Origin of the sequence: Streptomyces caeruleatus (assembly GCF_001514235.1) — a bacterium.
Lineage (GTDB): Bacteria > Actinomycetota > Actinomycetes > Streptomycetales > Streptomycetaceae > Streptomyces > Streptomyces caeruleatus.
Genome location: NZ_KQ948924.1, coordinates 855,234 through 872,426 on the forward strand (window position 1 = coordinate 855,234; position 17,193 = coordinate 872,426).

Here is a 17,193-nt window from a genome sequence, read left to right on the forward strand (position 1 = left end):
AGCGTTCGTTTCTCACTCCCGGGGAAGCAACGGCCCCAGCGGCCCGAGGTCCAGGTTCAGGTCCTCGGGCCGCAGTCCGTACCGCTCACGCAGCTCGGTCATCCGGTCGTCCAGCAGCATCAGCGTGAGCCCGATCCGCTCCTCCTGCTCCTCGCTCAGATCGCCCGTGTCGAAGCGGCGCAGCGCCTGGCGCTCCATGAGCTGGCGCAGCAGCTCCACGACGGTCAGGACGAGTTTCACGAGGTCGCGTTCCACGGTGTCGGGGTCGAGGTCCACTCGATTGCGGTGGGACGTCACGCCGGCTCCCCCCAGGGCGACGGGACCTGCTCGTTGACCGAGCTGATCAGTGCGTTCAGGTCGATACGGACGAGGTCGACGTCCGCGATCCGCAGGGTGATGTCCCCGGTGACGACGACGCCCCCGGCGAGCAGCCGGTCGAGCAGGTCCACGAGGGCGATCTCGCGGCGTTCGACGACGGTCACGGTTCCACCTCCGGTTCCTCCGCGAACTCCCCGGTGAAGGAATACGCCGCCCAGGGTCCGGTGAGTTCGACCCGGATTCCGGGGGCGTCGTCCTTCTCCCGGTCCACCAGTTCCACGAATTCCTCGGAATCCCTGCGCGGCACCAGATAGGCGGCGTTCAGCATGTTCTGCCCGGAAGCGCCGGAAAGCGCGGCGCTCTGCGGGGCGTGCAGCCGGGAATCCTCGGCGAAAGCGGAGAGTGTTTCGTGCAGTCGGCCGGCGAAGGCGGCGGCTTTCTGCCATACGTCCTCACGTGCCCGCGTCTGCGTGCGGCGCTGCCGCAGATAGTCACGACCGGACGCGGCCGTACGCCCGGTCCCGCCGGCCGCCGCGCCCTCGCCCGGCCGGGCCGCCTCGGTGGGCTCCGGCTCGGCGTACACCTTCACGCCCCACTCGACGCGCCCCTCCAGCCGGTCGAGGATGCGCCGGAAGTCGTCCTCGCGGGCCTCGATCATGGTCCGTACGCCGCTGTCGTCCCGGAAGACGGTGGCGAGCCGGAGCGGCAGCGGGGTGGTGACGACGGTGAGCGCGTCGATGACCGTCTGGTGGGCGCGGGCCGTGGCGGTGAGCCACTCCATGTCCTCCAGGTGGGCGCGCAGCGGCTCCTCGGCGAAGTCCGTCTCGGGCACCGTACTGACGACGGCGATCAGGCCGTGGTGGGTCAGCTGCTTGGGCGGCGACCCGGCCACCCCCGTCAGCTGCCGCTGGAGGGCGGAGCGAAAGGGGCGGCAGATGGCGTAGACGTAACGCAGTCCGGTCATGAGGCCTCCTCCTGTCCCCGGGCGGGCTCCAGCTGGGCCAGGCGCTCGCGCAACTTGGCGTTCTCCCGGGTCAGTTCGTCACGGCGGGCGCGCGTCGAGAGCGCCGGGTCGTCCTCCCACCAGTCGATGCCCATCTCCTTCGCCTTGTCGACGGAGGCGACGATGAGCCGCAGCTTGATCGTGAGGAGTTCGATGTCGAGCAGGTTGATCCGGATGTCGCCGGCGATGACGACGCCCTTGTCGAGCACCCGCTCCAGGATGTCGGCGAGGTTGGCGCCGCTGTCGTGACCGTAGGGCTGGGGCAGCCGCCCGGGCGTCGTCATCGGCGGCTCCCGCCACCGGCGTACTCGGCCTCGTCCTCGGGCTCCTCCTCGGATTCCTCCTCGGCCTCGTACTCGGCGTCGGGCTCGGGCTCGTCGTCCGCGTACTCCTCCTCGCTGTCGTACTCGCCCTCCGGCTCCTCACCGTCCTCGTCCGCGTACTCCCCGTCGTCGTCCGGGTACTCACCGTTCTCGTCGTCCGCGTACGCGGCTTCTCCTTCTTCCTCCTCCCCTCCTTCGTACGCCTCCTCGTCCTCCTCCGCGACCGCGTCCTCGTGACTGCGGACGACCTCGCCGTCGCGGATCTCACCGCGCCAGCCGTCCTCGGCCTCTCCCTTGAGGGTGATGTAGCGGACGTAGTTCTTGAGGTCGAGCCGGGCGCGGCGGCCCTGGGCGCGCCAGAGGTTGCCGGTCTTCTCGAAGAGTCCCTTGGGGTAGTACTCGACGACGAGCAGGACGCGGGTGAGGTTGTCGGCGAGCCGGTGGAAGGAGACGACGCCCTTCGTGGTGCCCTTGGCGCCCTCGGACGTCCAGGCGATGCGGTCGTCGGGCGTCTGCTCGGTGGTGTGCGCCTTCCAGCTGCGGTTGGACCAGAACACCTTCAGCTGCCAGTCGGAGGTCGTGTCGTCGGCGCGGTTCGCGCTCTTCACGCCCTTCGCGAAGGTGCTGAAGTCCTGGTACTGGGTCCACTGGTCGTACGCGGTGCGCAGCGGGACGCCGACGTCGACGTACTCGAGGATGACGGTGGGCTTCTTGCCCGCCCCGCCCTTGCCGCCGCCCTTTGCGCCGACGAGGTTCTTCAGCGCCTCGGTCACGTTGTCCTTGGCGCGGGAGGCGCCGAGCTCCAGCGCGCTGCGCAGGGGCCCCTTGCCCTCGGCGAGCTTGCGGCCGCCGTCCAGGGCGAGCTGGGCGAATCCGGGGCTGTTGCCCTCGGCGATGTCGGTCAGCTTGACCGTGGCCTGCCCGAGTTTCTGGCCGGCGCCGGTCAGCAGCCGGGTGGCCTGGGCGGCGAGGTACTCGCGCAGTTCGGCCTTGAGCCGGTCGGCGGCCTCGCTGCGGGCCACGCCGCTGAGTGTCTCGTTCATCGCTCGTCACCGCCCGTCTTCTTGGCGGCGGGCTTCCTGTTCGCCGTCTTCTTCGCCGCGGCCGTCTTCTTCGCCGCGGTCTTCTTGGCCGACGCCTTCTTCGCGGCCGTCTTCTTGGCGGGCGCGGGCGCCTTCTTCGCCGGGGCCTTCTTCGCCGCCTTCTTCCGGCGCGGCCGCTCCCGCGCCTCGGGCTCCTCCTCGGTGTCCGCGTCCTCCGGCTCGTCCGGCTCCTCGGACTCCTCGGGCTCCTCGTCGTCCGGGCCGAGGTCCGGCACCTCGGGCGCCACCCCGGCCAGCTGGTCACGTACCTGTGCGGTACGCCCGTGCAGCCGGTCGGCGAAGGCGTCGAGCTGTCGCTCCACCATGGCGCCGGACGCCGCCTTGCCCACACCGCGCAGGTCCTCGCGCAGCTGGTCCCCGAGCTCCTTGAACTGCGGGTTGTTCTGGAGCTGCTGGGACACCAGGTCCGCGAGCGCCCGCGGGCTCAGCTGCATGCGCTTGCCGGCCACCAACGTGCCGACGGCGAACGCCAGTTTCATCTTCTTCGTACGTCCGAGGACGTATCCGGCCCCTACCGCGAGGCCCAGTCCCACTCGGTTCATCGTGCCGTCCCCTCAGTTGCCCGTGCCGTGCGCGAGGGCGATCTCGAGCCGGTCGAGGAGTTCGTCCTCCCGGCGGTCGAACTCGTCCTCGTCGATCTCGCCGGCCGTCAACTGCTCCTCCAGCGCGGCCAGTTCCGCACGCACGGTCGCCGGGTCGTAGTAGAGGCGCTCCGCCTCCTCCAAGACCTGTCTGATCACCCACGCGCTGCCGCGCACCGGGGCGAACGGCAGCAGCACCACCTCTCCGATCAGTCCCACGGCCTCACTCCTCCACGCTCTCCGCGCCGGTCATGGTCCCCGCGGGCTCGGCCGGGCCGGGATCGACGAAGCTGTACGGCGGCAGCGGGCCGTTGACGCGCAGATCGAGGTGCGGATGGCCCTTGCGGAGCTGTTCCACGGCCGCGAGGAAGGTCTCGACGCCCTCGCGGTCCACCAGGAACGACACGTTGGCGAGCCAGCCGGAGGAGTCGGGGCCGACGCTGACCGCGTCCGCCGCCGGTTCCAGGGTGTGCTGGACGTCGGTCGCGTCCTCGGCCTCCTGGGCCTTGACCGCGGCGACCACCATCTCGCCGAGCCGCAGCCGCTCCTCGTAAGTGCCGCCGCCGGCCTGCCGGTTGGCCTCCGTGATGGCCCGGATCTCCGGGTTCTCGGACAGTACGCGGTGCAGCACGGCCTCTTCGGCGTGGCTGGCCTTGATGTTGTACTCGACCTTGCCGTCCAGGGCCGTGAGGCGTTCCTTGTAGTGCTCGGCGCGCTCGGCGAGGACCGAGGTGACCGCGTCGTCGTCGGGGGCGATGCTCCCGAACCGCATGGGCAGCACGCACCCGGCCGCGCCCGCCTCGGCGAGCACGTTCGAGTGGGCGAGCAGTTCCTTGCGCTTGGGGCGCAGCCCTTCGGGGGCGTCGCTGACGAGCGCGGCCAGCTCGCCCTGCTTCAGGACGCGCACCGGGCTGGGCGGGTCGCCGACGCCGCCCACGGCGCTTGAGAGGGAGGGGCGCGAGCTCGCGGTGATGCCGTACACGTACGTGCTCACTCCTGCTCCTCCTTCCGGCGCGAGGCGGTGGACTTGCGGGCGCGCGGCTTGGGCTCGCGCTCCCCTTCGTCCCGCGCCTGCTTGAAGGCGTCGGAGATGGTCTCGGCGGCGCCGGACAGGGCCCCCTTGGACTTGCCGCGCGCACCGGACTCGGTGAGCTCGCCGACCAGGTCGGGCAGACCCGGGTCCTTGCGCGGGCCGGCCTCCAGGTCGAGCCGGTTGCACGCCTCGGCGAAGCGGAGATAGGTGTCGACGCTGGCGACGACGACCCGTACGTCGATCTTGAGGATCTCGATGCCGACGAGGGAGACCCGTACGAACGCGTCGATGACGAGCCCCCTGTCGAGGACGAGCTCCAGGACGTCGTAGAGGCCGCTGCTGCCGCCTCCGCCTCCGGTCTGCTGTGCCGGTACTACGGTCATGCCGGCCGTTCCTCCTTGTCCGGGGATGATGTGACGGGCGTGGGTGGGCGGCGGCCTAACGGCCGCCGGACCTTCGTGCGTCGGACCGTCCGCGTTCGTAGCGGCGGACACGGCGGTAGCCGGTGAGCTGGCCCTGCTGGTCGAGGTCGACCTGGTAGCTCGCCATCAGGCTCATCGTGTCGGGGACACGGGCCAGCTCCAGGACCTCGATCTCCAGCACCCAGCCGTCCTCGGTCTGCTCGAACGAGGACACCGTCTCCGCGGCCTTGCCGGTGAGCTCGGCGAGCTGGGCGCGCGCCTGGCGCAGCACTTCCATGGGGCTCGGCATGTCGTCCGCCCCGCCCTGTCGTTGTCTGGATGATTTGGGTGAGTTCTGTGAATCAGTCATGGGCGCCTCCCACGGCGAGTGGCCCGGAAGGCGTCGGCCAAACCCATGAGTTCGCGTGTGTCAGCCACGGAGCGCGTCAACCACGGAGTGCGTCGAGCCTGCGCCGGGCGGGTCCCAGGGCGCGGGGGTGGCTCATCACCCCCGCCCAGGGGTTCGTGCGGGCCTGGTCCACGGCGTCGGCGATGGTCCAGCGGCGGGCGTCGAGGTCCGGGTCGTCCAGCTCGGCCCAGGTCAGGGGCGTGGCCACGGGGGCGCCGGGCCGGGGGCGCACGGTGAAGGGCGCGACCGCCGTCTGGGCGTAGGCGTTGCGCTGCACGTCCAGGTAGAGACGGTCACCGCGGTCCTTCTTGCGGGCGGCGGTGGTGAGCCGGTCCGGGTGGGCGTCGACGAGGGTGTCGGCGACGTCCCGGGCGAACCGGCGTACCTCGTCGAAGTCCTGGTCCCCCTTCAGCGGTACGACGACGTGCAGGCCGCGTGACCCGGTGGTCATCAGCGCCGACGGAAGCTTCAAGGAGTCGAGCAGCTCACCGAGCAGCCCGGCCGCCTCCCGTACCTGCCCGAAGTCGTCGCCGGCCGGGTCGAGGTCGAAGACCAGCCGGTCGGGGAAGTCGATCCGGTCGGTGCGCGACAGCCAGCGGTGCAGGGTGAGACAGCGAGGTAGACGAGGGTCGCCACGTCGTCGCAGACCGTGTGGCGGACGGTGCCGTCCTCCTTGGCCACCTCGACCCGGGTGATCCAGTCCGGGTAGTGGTCCGGGGTGTTCTTCTGCATGAACTGCGGGCCGTGGACGCCGTCGGGGTGCCGCTCCAGCATCAGCGGGCGGCCGCGCAGGTGCGGCAGCATGAACTCGGCGACGGACCGGTAGTAGTCGACGAGGTCGCCCTTGGTGTACTCCTTCGCGCCCCCGTCACCGGGAAAGAGCACCTTGTCGACGCGTTTGACCTCGACGGCACGGCGCCCCGCCCGCACCTGCCTCGTATCGTCGCCGCCTCCGGTCACCGTACGACCGCCTCCTCCACCAGCAGCTTCCCGGCGGCGGCGATGGAGGCCGCGTCGATGCCCGCGGCGTGCAGCTGCTCGTCCGGGGAGGCCGAGCCGGGCATCCTGCGGACGGCGAGGCGCACCAGGCGCGGCACCGGGCGCCCGTCGAGGAACGCGTCGAGGACGGCGTCGCCGAGGCCGCCCTCCTCGTGGTGGTCCTCCACGGTGAGCAGACAGCCGGTCTCCTCGGCGGCCCGGCGCAGGGTGGCCCGGTCGACGGGCTTGACCGAGTAGAGGTCGACGACCCGGACCTGGATGCCCTCGCGGTCCAGGGTGTCGGCGGCGGCAAGCGCCTCGTGCACGGTGACGCCGGCCGCGACGACGGTCAGCCGGTCGTGGTCACCGGAGCGCAGCACCTTGCTGCCGCCGACTGGGAACTCCTCGTCGGGCCCGTAGATCACCGGGGCGGATCCGCGCGAGGTGCGCAGATAGCGGACGCCGTCCAGGCCGGCCATTTCGGCGACGAGCTGCGCGGTCTGGTTGGCGTCGCACGGGTACAGCACGGTCGAGCCGTGCACGGCGCGCATCATCGCCAGGTCCTCCAGGCCCATCTGGCTCGGCCCGTCCTGCCCGATGGCTACGCCCGCGTGCGAGCCGACGAGGTTGACGCCGGCGCCGCTGACCGACGCCATGCGGATGAAGTCGTGGGCGCGGGTGAGGAAGGCCGCGAAGGTGGAGGCGTACGGCACCCAGCCGCGGGTCGCGAGCCCCACCGCGGCGGCGACCATCTGCTGCTCGGCGATGTAGCACTCGAAGAACCGGTCGGGGTGTTCCTTGGCGAAGAACTCGGCGCGGGTGGAGTCGCTCACCTCGCCGTCGAGGGCGACGATGTCACCGCGTCCGGTGCCGAGCGCGGCGAGCGCCTCGCCGTAGGCGTTGCGGGTGGCGAGCTCCTCCCCCTTCTCCCAGCGGGGCAGCTCGACGTGTCCGGCGGGCACGGCGTGCAGCATGCGGGTCGCGGGCGGTTCATGGACCCGGACGCGCAGGTCGCGCCGTCCGCCGAGTTCGGCGATGGCCTCGTCGGCGTCCGGCAGCGGCTTGCCGTGCAGTCCCTCACGGTCCTCGACGGCTTCGACGCCCTTGCCCTTGAGGGTGCGGGCGAGGATCACGGTGGGCTGTCCGACGGTGGACCGGGCCTCTCCGTACGCGCGGTCGATGGCGTCCACGTCGTGTCCGTCGACCTCGATCGTGTGCCAGCCGAAGGCCTGGAAGCGCCGGGCGTAGGCGTCGAGGTCGTGCCCGTGCCGGGTCGGGCCGCGCTGGCCGAGCCGGTTCACGTCGACGATCGCGGTGAGGTTGTCCAGATGCTCGTACGCCGCGTGCTCGGCGGCCTCCCACACGGACCCCTCGGCGAGCTCGCTGTCCCCGCACAGCACCCACACCCGGTACCCGCCGCGGTCCAGCCGCTTCCCGGCGAGCGCGATTCCGACAGCGATCGGCAGTCCCTGCCCGAGCGATCCGGTCGCGGTCTCCACCCACGGCAGCTGCCTCGGCGTCGGATGCCCCTCCAGCCGGCTGCCGAGCTTGCGGAACGTGACCAGCTCGCCGTCCTCGATGGCGTCCGCGGCCTTGAACGCGGAGTACAGCAGGGGCGAGGCGTGTCCCTTGGACAGGACGAAGCGGTCGTTGCCGGGGTGCGCCGGCCGGTCGATGTCGTAGCGCAGATGCTCCGCGAGGAGTACGGCCATCAGATCCGCGGCGGACATCGACGACGTCGGATGCCCGGACCCCGCGGCGTCGGAGGCACGCACGCTGTCCACGCGCAACTGCTGGGCCAGTTCGACGAGTTCAGCGGTGTTCATGGGTGTCCTGGTCTCCTTCGGAAGGCTGACGGGAGCGGGGTTCGGGGGCTATGGGGGCGTCCGGATGCGGCTTGTGGACGGCAGGGGATCCGGGCGGTGGTTCGCCCCCCTCAAAGGCGCCGGCGTCCGGCTCGCGACCGGCTCGCAGATCGGGGCGCGTCACCGGGCCGGGGGGTTCGGGGTGCTTGGCGGCGTCCGGGTCCTGGACGGGGTCGGGGTCCTGGACGGGGCCGGGGTCCTGGACGGGGCCGGGGTCCTGGACGGGGACGGGGTCCTGGACGGGGTCCGGCTCAGCACCCTGCTGAGTCCGCGCAGGCTCACCACCGGCCCGCTTCCCCACAGGCTCTCCAGCCGGCGACGGGTTCTCCGGTCGCCCCGGCATCCGCGCCAGCTCCGGCGAAGCCGTGTCCAGCGGTACCGACCACGAGCGCACCAGCCCCAGCTGGACGGCCTGGCGCGGAAGTACGGCGTCCAGGAGCCAGTCGGCGGCGACGCGGACGCGGTTGCCCGGCATCGCGGCGAGGTGGTAGCCGCGGGTGACGGCGCCCGCCGCGACGCCGGAGAGGTGGATGCCGAGCGGGTTGGCGGCCGCCTTGACGCCGCCGAGGTCCACGACGAAGCCCATGTCGCGGTGGCGGTAGGCGCGCCGCTGGCCGAGCCCCAGGGACGCGGCGACGTTGTGGGCCACGGCCTTGCCCTGCCGCCAGGCGTGCTGGGCGGTCATCGGCGTGTACTCGCCGGGCTTCTCCAGGTCGGGTACGGCGGCCCCGTCCCCGGCGGCGAACACCTCGGGCCGGCCCGGCACCTGGAGGTGCGGGTCCACGAGGAGCCGGCCCCGCTCCAGGGGCAGGCCCAGGGACTCGGCGAGCGGATCGGGCCGTACGCCGACGCACCACACCAGGGTCCGGGTGTCGACGAACTCGCCGTCGGTCAGCAGCACCCCACGGTGCGTGGCCTCCTTCACGGAGGTGCCCATCCGCACGTCCACGCCGCGCTCGCGCAGCACCCGGTCGGCGGTGCGGGAGAGCCTCGGGTCCAGTTCGGGCAGCACGCGGTCGGCGATGTCGAGCAGCAGCCAGCGTGGCCGCATCCCGGCCCGCAGAGGGTGTTTGCGCACCTGGGCGTCGGTGAACAGCTGTCCCTGCGCGGCGACCTCCGTGCCGGTGTACCCGGCACCCACCACGACGAAGGTGCACCGCGCGGCGCAGCTCTCGGGGTCGTCGGCGGCGGCCGCCAGCTCCACCTGCCGGGTCACGTGGTCGCGCAGGTACAGCGCCTCGGGCAGGCCGCGGAAGCCGTGCGCGTGCTCGGCGACGCCGGGGATGGGCAGCAGCTTGTTGACGCTGCCCGCGGCGAGGATCAGCCGGTCGAAGGGCAGGGTGCCGGCGTCGCCCTCGGGCCCGGTGTAGTGGACGGTGTGTCCGTCGAGGTCGACCGAGTCGGCCTCGCCCAGCACGAGCCGTACATGGGGCAGGGTGCCGGAGAGGGAGACGGTCACCCGGCGCGGTTCCAGGATGCCGGCGGCGACCTGGGGCAGCAGGGGCAGATACAGGAAGTAGTCGGTCGGGTTCAGCAGGGTGATGTCGGCCTTGTCCCGGGTGAGCCGGGAGAGCGTGCGGGCCGCCCGGTACCCGGCGAATCCGGCGCCGACGATCACGATGCGGGGTCGACTCACGGTGTGCCTCCGGGGCTGTCGCGTACCTCGGGAGCCTTCCGCGTCCCCCTGGTCAAGGCACCCAAACGTCGCCCGCGGGCAGCGCCGGTCCCCAGCACACCGGCCCGTACGTCCCGTCTCCGGCCCGGTTTCCCGCCGGGCCGCCGGGTACCCGGACGGCGACCCGTCCCCGCCGCCGTCCCGACGCGGCAGTTCCAGAGGTGCCCCCCATGCCCGAGTACGGCTACTTCCTGGCGTGCGAGGAGTTCCGTCCCGCCGAACTCGTCGAGCAGGCGAGGATGGCGGAACAGGCCGGATTCCAGTCGCTGTGGATATCGGACCACTACCACCCGTGGAACGACGCACAGGGCGAGAGCCCCTTCGTGTGGTCGGTGATCGGCGCGATCTCGGAGGCGGTGTCGCTGCCCGTCGAGACGGCCGTGACCTGCCCGACCGCGCGGATCCACCCGGCGGTGGTGGCACAGGCCGCGGCGACCTCCGCGGTCATGACGAACGGCCGTTTCCGGCTCGGCGTCGGCTCGGGCGAGGCCCTCAACGAGCACATTCTCGGCCATGTGTGGCCGCCCGCGAGCGTCCGCCTGGAGATGCTGGAGGAGGCGATCCTGATCATGCGCCGGCTGTTCACCGGTGAGGAGATCAGCCACTACGGCAGCCACTACCGGGTGGAGAACGCCCGCCTCTACACGGTCCCCGACGAGCCCGTCCAGATCGACGTCTCCGGCTTCGGCCCGGCGGCGACGGCCCTCGCGGCCCGCGTCGGCGACGGCTTCATCACGATGATGCCGGACGAGGAGATGGTGACGCGGTTCCGCAAGGGCGGCGGCCACGGCAAGCCGGTGATGGGCGGCACCAAGGTCTGCTACGGCACCGACCGCGACGAGGCCGTGCGCACGGTGCGCCGGCTGTGGTCCAACCAGCTGCTGCCCGGCGAGATGGCCCAGATCCTGCCCTCGCCGCGCCACTTCGAGCAGCTGGGACCGCTGGTCACCGAGCAGATGGTGAGCGAGAACACGGTGTGCGGCGACGACGTCGACGAGCACGTGTCCGAGCTGAAGGCCTTCGCCGACGCGGGCTTCGACCGCGTGTACGTCAGTCAGATCGGCCCCGACCAGCGCGGCTTCTTCGACTTCTACCGTACGAAGGTGCTGCCGCAGCTCCAGCCGTGACGAGGGGCGGACCCACGCGATGAAACTGCATCTCCCCGTCGTCTCCGTCTACACGGTGCCCACCGACGCCCCCGAGGCGGACGGCACCCTGGCCTGGAACTCCACGACCGTGGTGATCGCCGAGGTGACGGCGGGCGACGCGACCGGCACCGGCTGGACGTACGGCCCGGCCGCGGTCGGCGACTTCCTGCGCGACCATCTCGCACCTCTCGTCGAGGGACGCGAGGCCCTGGACATCCCGGCCGCGCACGAGGCGATGGTCCGCGCGATCCGCAACGCCGGCCGCCCGGGCATCGCCGCCTGCGCGATCTCGGCCCTGGACATCGCCCTGTGGGACCTCAAGGCCCGCCTCCTCGAACTGCCCCTGGCCCGGCTCCTGGGCAGCTGCCGCGAACAGGTCCCCGTCTACGGCAGCGGAGGCTTCACGACATACCACGACACTCATCTGGCCGCACAGTTGAACGGCTGGGTGCACGGTCAGCACATTCCGCGCGTGAAGATAAAGATCGGCGAGGACCGGGGCCGCGCGACCCGACGTGACATCTCCCGGGTCCGGGCGGCACGCCAGGTGATCGGCCCCGAGGCGGAGTTGTACGTCGACGCCAACGGCGCCTACACCCGCAAGCAGGCGATCCGCGTCGGCCGCGCCCTCGCCGAGCACGACGTCGCCTGGTTCGAGGAACCGGTCTCCTCGGACGACCTGACCGGCCTGCGCCTGATCCGCGACACCCTGCCGTGCGACGTCACGGCCGGCGAATACGGCTACGACCTCCCGTACTTCGCCCGCATGATCACCGCGGGCGCGGTCGACTGCCTCCAGATCGACGCGACCCGCTGCGGCGGCCTCACCGAGTTCCTGCGCGCCGCCGCCCTGGCCCAGGCCCACGGCCTGGAGGTCTCGGCCCACTGCGCCCCCCACGCCCACGCCGCCGCGGCCGCCGCGCTCCCCAACCTGCGGCACATCGAGTGGTTCCACGACCACGTCCGCGTGGAGGACATGTTCTTCGACGGCGCCCTGGACCCCAGGGGCGGCACGATCACTCCGACCCAGGGGGTGGGCCACGGGTTGACGCTGCGGGCAGAGGAGGTACAGGAGTTCCGGGTCGCCTGACTGGTCGAGCTGGCTGCAGCGCCGTAAGGGGCGCGGGGCTGTATCGATGTGCGGCTCCGCCGCGCGGGCGCGACCAGCCACGACGGCGCCGCAGACGATCTACCTACAGTCGCCGCCCCAACCACCGTGCGGTAAGCACACCCACCCCGACCGCGACAACCCGCCCCACCCGACCCCGATGACGGGACAACCACTCCTGAGGACTCCCCGCACAAGCCTCCCCGTCGAACCGCCCATGCGCCCCGAAGTCCCGCCCGCGAAGCCCGTCCGCCGGCGTCCACAGATTGGCCGGTCCCTCCGCCTCACCCTCGTCGTGCTGCGCGTCGAACCCGGTCCGCGCCAGATACCGGTCCAGGAACCCGGGAACGACGGCGTTGGCCATCAGCGTCGCCACCGTAGAGCCCCCGACCCAGTACTCCCGGCGCCGCGCGTGCCCGGCGGCGTGCACGATCGCCCGTGCGGCCACCTCCGGCTGGTACACCGGAGCCACCGGCCGGGCCCGTCCCGGCATCCGGCTCAACACCCAGTCGAACTGCGGGGTGTTGAGGGCGGGCATCTGCACCATAGTCGTCCGCACCCGGCTCCCGTCGCGGAGCAGCTCGCACCGCAGCGACTCGTTGAACCCCTGGATCGCGTGCTTCGCCCCGCAGTACGCCGACTGCAGCGGCACCCCGCGGTAGGCGAGCGCGGAGCCGACCTGCACGATCGTGCCCCGGTCGCGCGGCAGCATGTGCCGCAGGGCGGCCCGGGTGCCGAACACATAGCCCAGGTACGTCACTTCGGTCACCCGCCGGAACTCGTCCGGGGTGATCTCGGTGAACGGCGCGAAGATCCCGGCGAAGGCGTTGTTGACCCAGACGTCGATGTGCCCGAAGGCGTCGACGACCTTCTGGGCGGCGTCCTCGACGGCCTTGGCGTCGGCCATGTCCACGGTGACGACCAGGGCCTCGCCCCCGGCGCGCTGGACCTCGTCCGCCGCGGCGGCGAGACCCTCGCGTCCCCGGGCGAGCAGGGCGACCCGGTCGCCGCGCGCGGCGAAGGCCCGGGCCGCGGCCCGGCCGACGCCGCCGCTGGCCCCGGTCACGACGACGGCCCTGCCGCGCTTCGGCAGGGCCTCCTCCCACGGCTTGCGCACCGGCATCACGCCCGGTGGTGCGGCTGCTCGGGGTCGATGTCGTCCGGGTGCGGCGGCCGCGGCTCGGACGCGTCCGGCGTCGCTTCGGGCGGGCCGGCCGGCATCGGCGGGTAGGCCAGGCCGAGCCCGCCGGGCGGGGCGGTCGGCGCGCCGCCACCGAGGTGGTGTTCCCCGGGGTGGGATCGATGGCCGGCGTCCGGCGCCGACGGGTGCTCCGGGGTCGGCCGGGACGCCGACGGGCGCGCCGCGCCGCGCAGCACGTACGCCACCACGCCGAGGATCGCCGCGGTGATCAACGCGGCGGCCCAGTCCGGCAGTCCGGCGGCGAGGCCCAGCCCGAGGGCGAGCGCGAGGGCCGCGCCCGCGTACAGGGCGACGGCGCCGGAGCCGGCGTAGAGCATGGCCCGACGGCGCTGCCTTCGCGTCTGCTCGCGCAGCTCGTCCCGCACGGTCTCGCGCGCCACCTGCGCCAGCTCGTCGACCAGTTGCCTGTCCAGGTGCTCAAGATGATCCAAGCGGTCCATGGGCCCCGGGTACCCGTACGGCAGTACGAGTAACGCGCTCCGTCACGGCCCGTACCGGCCCGTGAGCCCCCTCCACCGGGAGTGAGGGGATCGCGTGAAACGATCTCCCGAGCCGGGTGGCCCCAACTAGGCTCGTCCGTATGGACATCCTGGGAACCACGCTGCGCGTGTGCGTCGACGACCTGGAGAGGGCAGTCCCCTTCTACGAACGGCTGGCGGGCGGTCAGGCCCTGCGTTTCGAACGCGGTGGCGTCCAGGTGGCCGCGGTCGGCTGCTTTCTGCTGATGAGCGGCCCGGCGGCCGAGCTGGAGGTGCTGCGCAAGGTCGCGGCGACGATCGCGGTCAAGGACGTCGAGGAGGCCCACCAGGTGCTCACCGAACTCGGTGCGCACGTCATCGCGGGGCCGGTGGCGACGCCGGTGGGCCGCAATCTGATCGCGATGCATCCGGACGGGGCGATCTACGAGTACGTGGACCGTCAGGACTGATCCTTCCAGGTCCGTCAGGTCCTCCTGCCAGTCCCGCCCCCCGACGATATTCCGCATGCGCTCCGTCCTGGTCGACGTAGAGTCGGCGCTCAACGCCGATTCAGGAGCGGCGACCGAGCGGCCATGGGGACGGGAGCATGAGCGAGCAGCACACCTACCGGGTGATCGTCCGGGGCACGTGGGACGCACTCACCGACGAGGCCCGGGCACGACTGCTCGCCGGGGCCGCCGAGCACGGTATGCCGAGCATGCGGTTCACCGAGGAGGGGTCGCTCTCCTACGAGCCGTCCCCGCTGAAGCACTTCTCGATGCGCTTTGTAGTGGTCTCCGACGCGGCGGACGGCGAGGAGATGGCCGGCGCCATCGCCGAGGACCGGGCGGAGAGCACTTTGCGCGAGCTCGGCTACGGCTTCCGCGAGCTGAGGTCGACCGTGACGGACCTCGACACCATGAAGATCAACTTCAAGCCCGCATCTCGGCGGTGATCGCCCACCGCTCGTGATCCCGCCAGGCCCCGTCGATGAAGAGCATGCCGGGCGAGAAGCCCTCCAGGCGGAACCCGCAGGCGCGGGCGAGCGCGATCGAGGCGGTGTTGGCCGGCTGGACGTTGATCTCCAGCCGGTGCAGCCGCATCGGCCCGAAGGCGTGGCTGACGACCAGGTCGAGGCCCTCCCGCATCAGGCCGCGCCCGGCGGCGTGGGCGAAGGCGCCGTAGCCGAGGGCCCCGCTCTGGAAGGCGCCCTGGACGATGTTGTTGATGTTGATGTATCCGGCGATGCCCCCGCCGTCGTCCTTCGCGCAGACCAGGAACCCCGCCTTGCTCGGATCCTCGATCAGCCGCCCGGCATAGGCCGCGTACGCGGCGGCGCCGTCCGGCGGGAAGAGCCACGGGTGGTGCAGTTCCTTGCTCTCCCGGACCCGCGCCGTGAACTCACGGCTGTCCTCGTAGGTGAAGGGACGTATGCCCACGCGGGGGCCTTCGGCGAGATAGCGGGTCGCGGGGTGTGGCATGGCGCCAGCCTACGACGGCCCGCTATCGGCGCCGGCCCATGAAGTACGCCCCGACCAGCGCACCGATGAGCCCCACGGCGAGCAGTGCCAGCCACAGCGGCATCGTGACCAGGGGCACCAGCAGGCGGATCTCGGTCTCGCGGGTGTTCTCGAAGATGAAGACGAGGGCGACGGCGAGCAGCACCAGCACGATGATCCCCTTGGGGGTCATCGTCCGGCCCGGCTTCCTGCCGCTCTGCGACGTCGTCTTCGCGGTCATACGACAAGGATGCTCCCGCAGGCGCGATCACGCACGGTGAGCGACTCGCTGAGCGCTCAGCCGGTCACCGGCAGCTGGATCACCCCCGTGTCCTCGGGCGAGCTGACCACGGTCACCGGCTTGATCCCCCGGTTCCCGAAGTACGCGTCGTCACTGGCGGCGATCACGAACCGCAGCCGGTGCCCCTTCTCGTACCGGTGCACGATCCCCGGCAGGGTCACGGTGAAGCTCTTGCTGACGTCGGGCACGCGGACCGGTGCGACGAGCCGGTGCACCAGCGTCTTCGTGCCGTCGGGCGCGATGTCGTACAGCTTGGCGAACAGGACGAGCTTGTCGGCGGCGTCCCCGGAGTGCTGGGTCCGCTCGGCCTTCGGGGAGACGACCCTGAGCGTGGCCCGGGGCGCGCCGACGACGTCGGTGGTGCGGGTGAGCGGCTCGCTGGTCCAGCCGAGGTAAGTGCCCCGGGTGTCGTACGGCGCCGGGTCCGGGACACCGATGGCTCCCGCGAGTGAGCTCTCGGAGTGGCTGGTGGGGACGAGCCAGTTGGTGTACGTGCGGCTGCCGCGGGCCACCTTGCGGCGGTTGTCGACGAGCTTGCCGTCGCCGGAGAGGTAGAGCGTCCGGCTGGGCGCGGGGACGCGGTCGGCGGTGGCGTAGGTGCCGTTCGGGTCGGTGATCCAGTCGCGGTAGTAGGCGAAGGCGGGGCCGGTGTCGACGTTCTTCTTGCCCAGGTAGCGGTCGAACCAGGCGAGGATGCGCCGGCCGACGTAGCTGGTCTCCAGGTTGCCCTGGACGAGGTCGAGTTCACCGGCGGCCGGGTCGGTGAGGCCGCCGCTGTGGCCCCAGAACTGCCAGATCATCTTCGTCGGCGTCCCCTGGGCCTTGAGCGTCTTGTACGTCGCCGTCGCCTCGTTGAGGTTGAAGAGGCTGTCGGCCTGGCCCTGGACGAGGAGGGTGGGTGCCTTGACGCGGTTCAGGTAGGTCACCGGCGAGACGCTGCGCGCGTAGGTGAGAAGCTCGGCGGTCTGCTGCGCCGGGTAGCGGCCGGAGTTGAGGGTGCGGACGGTGTCGCAGGCCTTGGTGACGAAGTGCAGACAGGCCAGGGAGTTGATGCGGGACGGGTCGAGGCTCGGCTGGAGCAGGGGCTGGCCTTCGCCTGCGAGGTAGAAGGCGTTGGCCCACTGCCATTTGAAGGCGCCGGGCACGCTGCCGCCGGGTATCGCGTTGTTCGGGTCGAGGGAGTAGGCGAGGTCGTTCCAGGTGATCATCGGCACGAGCGCGTCGAGACGTTGGTCGACGGCGGCCGTGGCGAGCTGGACGGCGCCGCCGTAGGAGCCGCCCAGCATGCCGACCCGGGGGTCGCCCGGAGCGTCGAGGGTGACGAAGTCGGCCTTCGTGCCGTCGTCGGCGGCGCGGCTGCCGCCCAGGAAGTCGATCAGCCGTGCGGCGGCGACGCCGTCGATGGCGGGGTCGTCGAGGGAGATCAGACAGCCCGACTTGCCGAAGCCGAGCCCTGAGTAGACGAGGGAGACATAACCGCGCTGGGCGAAGGCCTTGCCGATGGCGTCGGTCGAGCCGTCGGACTTGCTGCCGCCGAAGCCGTTGGTGGCGAGGACGGCGGGTGCCGGGTGGGCGCTGTCCACGCCCGTGGGCCGGTACAGGTCGGCGTCGACGGTGCAGGTGCGGTCGCCTGCCCGGACGGTGAACTTCACGGCGGTGACGGTGAACTGGCCGGTCGCGGCGGCGGCCGGGGCGGTGAGTGCGAGGGGGGCGGTGAGCGTGGCGCCGAGCACGAGAGCGAGTGGGGTTCGGGATCTGGGCATGCGACGGGACACGAAGACCTCCGCAC

The 17,193-nt window shown here is 71.8% G+C and carries 21 protein-coding genes and 1 pseudogene; 4 read left to right on the forward strand and 18 right to left on the reverse strand.

Translation table 11 applies throughout. The features are described 5' to 3' along the window. Positions 1-12: 12 nt before the first annotated feature. The 13 genes and pseudogenes from AQJ67_RS03730 to AQJ67_RS03790 all read right to left on the reverse strand — a co-directional run bounded on the left by AQJ67_RS03730 (position 13) and on the right by AQJ67_RS03790 (position 9,632). Entirely contained in the window at positions 13-297 is a 285-nt protein-coding gene (locus AQJ67_RS03730) for a gas vesicle protein K (RefSeq protein WP_062716501.1), read from the reverse strand. Beyond that, the gene (locus tag AQJ67_RS03735) at positions 294-482 is read right to left on the reverse strand and encodes a gas vesicle protein (protein WP_062716502.1); all 189 of its coding nucleotides are present in this window, start codon (positions 480-482) and stop codon (positions 294-296) included. Before AQJ67_RS03735 ends, AQJ67_RS03730 begins: the two co-directional genes overlap by 4 nt. Further along, entirely contained in the window at positions 479-1,282 is an 804-nt protein-coding gene (locus tag AQJ67_RS03740) for a GvpL/GvpF family gas vesicle protein (RefSeq protein ID WP_062716503.1), read from the reverse strand. Before AQJ67_RS03740 ends, AQJ67_RS03735 begins: the two co-directional genes overlap by 4 nt. After that, entirely contained in the window at positions 1,279-1,605 is a 327-nt protein-coding gene (locus AQJ67_RS03745) for a gas vesicle protein (RefSeq protein ID WP_062716504.1), read from the reverse strand. The genes AQJ67_RS03740 and AQJ67_RS03745 overlap by 4 nt, the downstream gene beginning before the upstream one ends. Beyond that, the gene (locus tag AQJ67_RS03750; RefSeq protein ID WP_062716505.1) at positions 1,602-2,687 is read right to left on the reverse strand and encodes an SRPBCC family protein; all 1,086 of its coding nucleotides are present in this window, start codon (positions 2,685-2,687) and stop codon (positions 1,602-1,604) included. Before AQJ67_RS03750 ends, AQJ67_RS03745 begins: the two co-directional genes overlap by 4 nt. Then, positions 2,684-3,289: a hypothetical protein gene (locus tag AQJ67_RS03755; protein ID WP_062716506.1), complete on the reverse strand. Its 606-nt coding sequence runs from the start codon at positions 3,287-3,289 to the stop codon at positions 2,684-2,686. The genes AQJ67_RS03750 and AQJ67_RS03755 overlap by 4 nt, the downstream gene beginning before the upstream one ends. Positions 3,290-3,301: 12 nt before the next feature. Further along, entirely contained in the window at positions 3,302-3,547 is a 246-nt protein-coding gene (locus AQJ67_RS03760; protein ID WP_062716507.1) for a gas vesicle protein GvpG, read from the reverse strand. Positions 3,548-3,551: 4 nt separating this feature from the next. After that, a complete protein-coding gene (locus tag AQJ67_RS03765; protein ID WP_062716508.1) occupies positions 3,552-4,322 on the reverse strand; it encodes a GvpL/GvpF family gas vesicle protein in 771 nt (256 codons plus the stop codon). Next, positions 4,319-4,744, reverse strand: a complete 426-nt coding sequence (locus AQJ67_RS03770; protein WP_062716509.1) for a gas vesicle structural protein GvpA — start codon at positions 4,742-4,744, stop codon at positions 4,319-4,321. Before AQJ67_RS03770 ends, AQJ67_RS03765 begins: the two co-directional genes overlap by 4 nt. 55 nt (positions 4,745-4,799) lie before the next feature. Then, positions 4,800-5,132 carry a gas vesicle protein GvpO gene (locus AQJ67_RS03775; RefSeq protein WP_079055738.1) on the reverse strand — a complete coding sequence of 111 codons (333 nt, stop codon included), beginning with the start codon at positions 5,130-5,132 and terminating at the stop codon, positions 4,800-4,802. A gap of 76 nt (positions 5,133-5,208) precedes the next feature. Continuing rightward, a pseudogene (ligD, locus tag AQJ67_RS03780) lies at positions 5,209-6,101 on the reverse strand (non-homologous end-joining DNA ligase). Between the two features lie 26 nt (positions 6,102-6,127). After that, the gene (locus AQJ67_RS03785; protein WP_062716511.1) at positions 6,128-7,975 is read right to left on the reverse strand and encodes a transketolase; all 1,848 of its coding nucleotides are present in this window, start codon (positions 7,973-7,975) and stop codon (positions 6,128-6,130) included. Continuing rightward, entirely contained in the window at positions 7,962-9,632 is a 1,671-nt protein-coding gene (locus AQJ67_RS03790; protein WP_079055739.1) for an NAD(P)/FAD-dependent oxidoreductase, read from the reverse strand. The genes AQJ67_RS03785 and AQJ67_RS03790 overlap by 14 nt, the downstream gene beginning before the upstream one ends. 227 nt (positions 9,633-9,859) lie before the next feature. Here AQJ67_RS03790 and AQJ67_RS03795 point away from each other — a divergent pair, with 227 nt between their 5' ends. Then, a complete protein-coding gene (locus AQJ67_RS03795; protein WP_062716512.1) occupies positions 9,860-10,816 on the forward strand; it encodes an LLM class F420-dependent oxidoreductase in 957 nt (318 codons plus the stop codon). A gap of 19 nt (positions 10,817-10,835) precedes the next feature. After that, positions 10,836-11,927: an enolase C-terminal domain-like protein gene (locus AQJ67_RS03800; protein ID WP_062716513.1), complete on the forward strand. Its 1,092-nt coding sequence runs from the start codon at positions 10,836-10,838 to the stop codon at positions 11,925-11,927. A gap of 103 nt (positions 11,928-12,030) precedes the next feature. Here the strand turns inward: AQJ67_RS03800 and AQJ67_RS03805 are convergent, their stop codons facing one another. Together AQJ67_RS03805 and AQJ67_RS03810 are read right to left on the reverse strand one after the other, a co-directional pair. After that, entirely contained in the window at positions 12,031-13,068 is a 1,038-nt protein-coding gene (locus tag AQJ67_RS03805) for an SDR family oxidoreductase (RefSeq protein ID WP_062716514.1), read from the reverse strand. Continuing rightward, the gene (locus AQJ67_RS03810; RefSeq protein ID WP_062716515.1) at positions 13,068-13,586 is read right to left on the reverse strand and encodes a phage holin family protein; all 519 of its coding nucleotides are present in this window, start codon (positions 13,584-13,586) and stop codon (positions 13,068-13,070) included. The genes AQJ67_RS03805 and AQJ67_RS03810 overlap by 1 nt, the downstream gene beginning before the upstream one ends. A gap of 140 nt (positions 13,587-13,726) precedes the next feature. Between AQJ67_RS03810 and AQJ67_RS03815 the strand changes: the two genes are divergently transcribed. After that, the gene (locus tag AQJ67_RS03815; protein ID WP_062716516.1) at positions 13,727-14,074 is read left to right on the forward strand and encodes a VOC family protein; all 348 of its coding nucleotides are present in this window, start codon (positions 13,727-13,729) and stop codon (positions 14,072-14,074) included. A 137-nt stretch (positions 14,075-14,211) separates the two neighbouring features. Further along, positions 14,212-14,559 (forward strand): DUF6204 family protein, encoded by a 348-nt coding sequence (locus tag AQJ67_RS03820; RefSeq protein ID WP_062716517.1) that lies wholly within the window; start codon positions 14,212-14,214, stop codon positions 14,557-14,559. On the opposite strand, the gene AQJ67_RS03825 is transcribed toward AQJ67_RS03820, so the two are convergent. The 3 genes from AQJ67_RS03825 to AQJ67_RS03835 are packed head-to-tail and all read right to left on the reverse strand — an operon-like array spanning position 14,537 to position 17,167. Continuing rightward, positions 14,537-15,085, reverse strand: coding sequence for a GNAT family N-acetyltransferase (locus AQJ67_RS03825; RefSeq protein WP_062716518.1), 549 nt, complete (start codon positions 15,083-15,085; stop codon positions 14,537-14,539). The two genes, AQJ67_RS03820 and AQJ67_RS03825, sit on opposite strands and share 23 nt — an antisense overlap. 22 nt (positions 15,086-15,107) lie before the next feature. After that, positions 15,108-15,344 (reverse strand): LapA family protein, encoded by a 237-nt coding sequence (locus AQJ67_RS03830; RefSeq protein ID WP_062716519.1) that lies wholly within the window; start codon positions 15,342-15,344, stop codon positions 15,108-15,110. Positions 15,345-15,400: 56 nt separating this feature from the next. After that, the gene (locus tag AQJ67_RS03835; protein WP_062716520.1) at positions 15,401-17,167 is read right to left on the reverse strand and encodes a CocE/NonD family hydrolase; all 1,767 of its coding nucleotides are present in this window, start codon (positions 17,165-17,167) and stop codon (positions 15,401-15,403) included. Positions 17,168-17,193 lie beyond the last annotated feature (26 nt).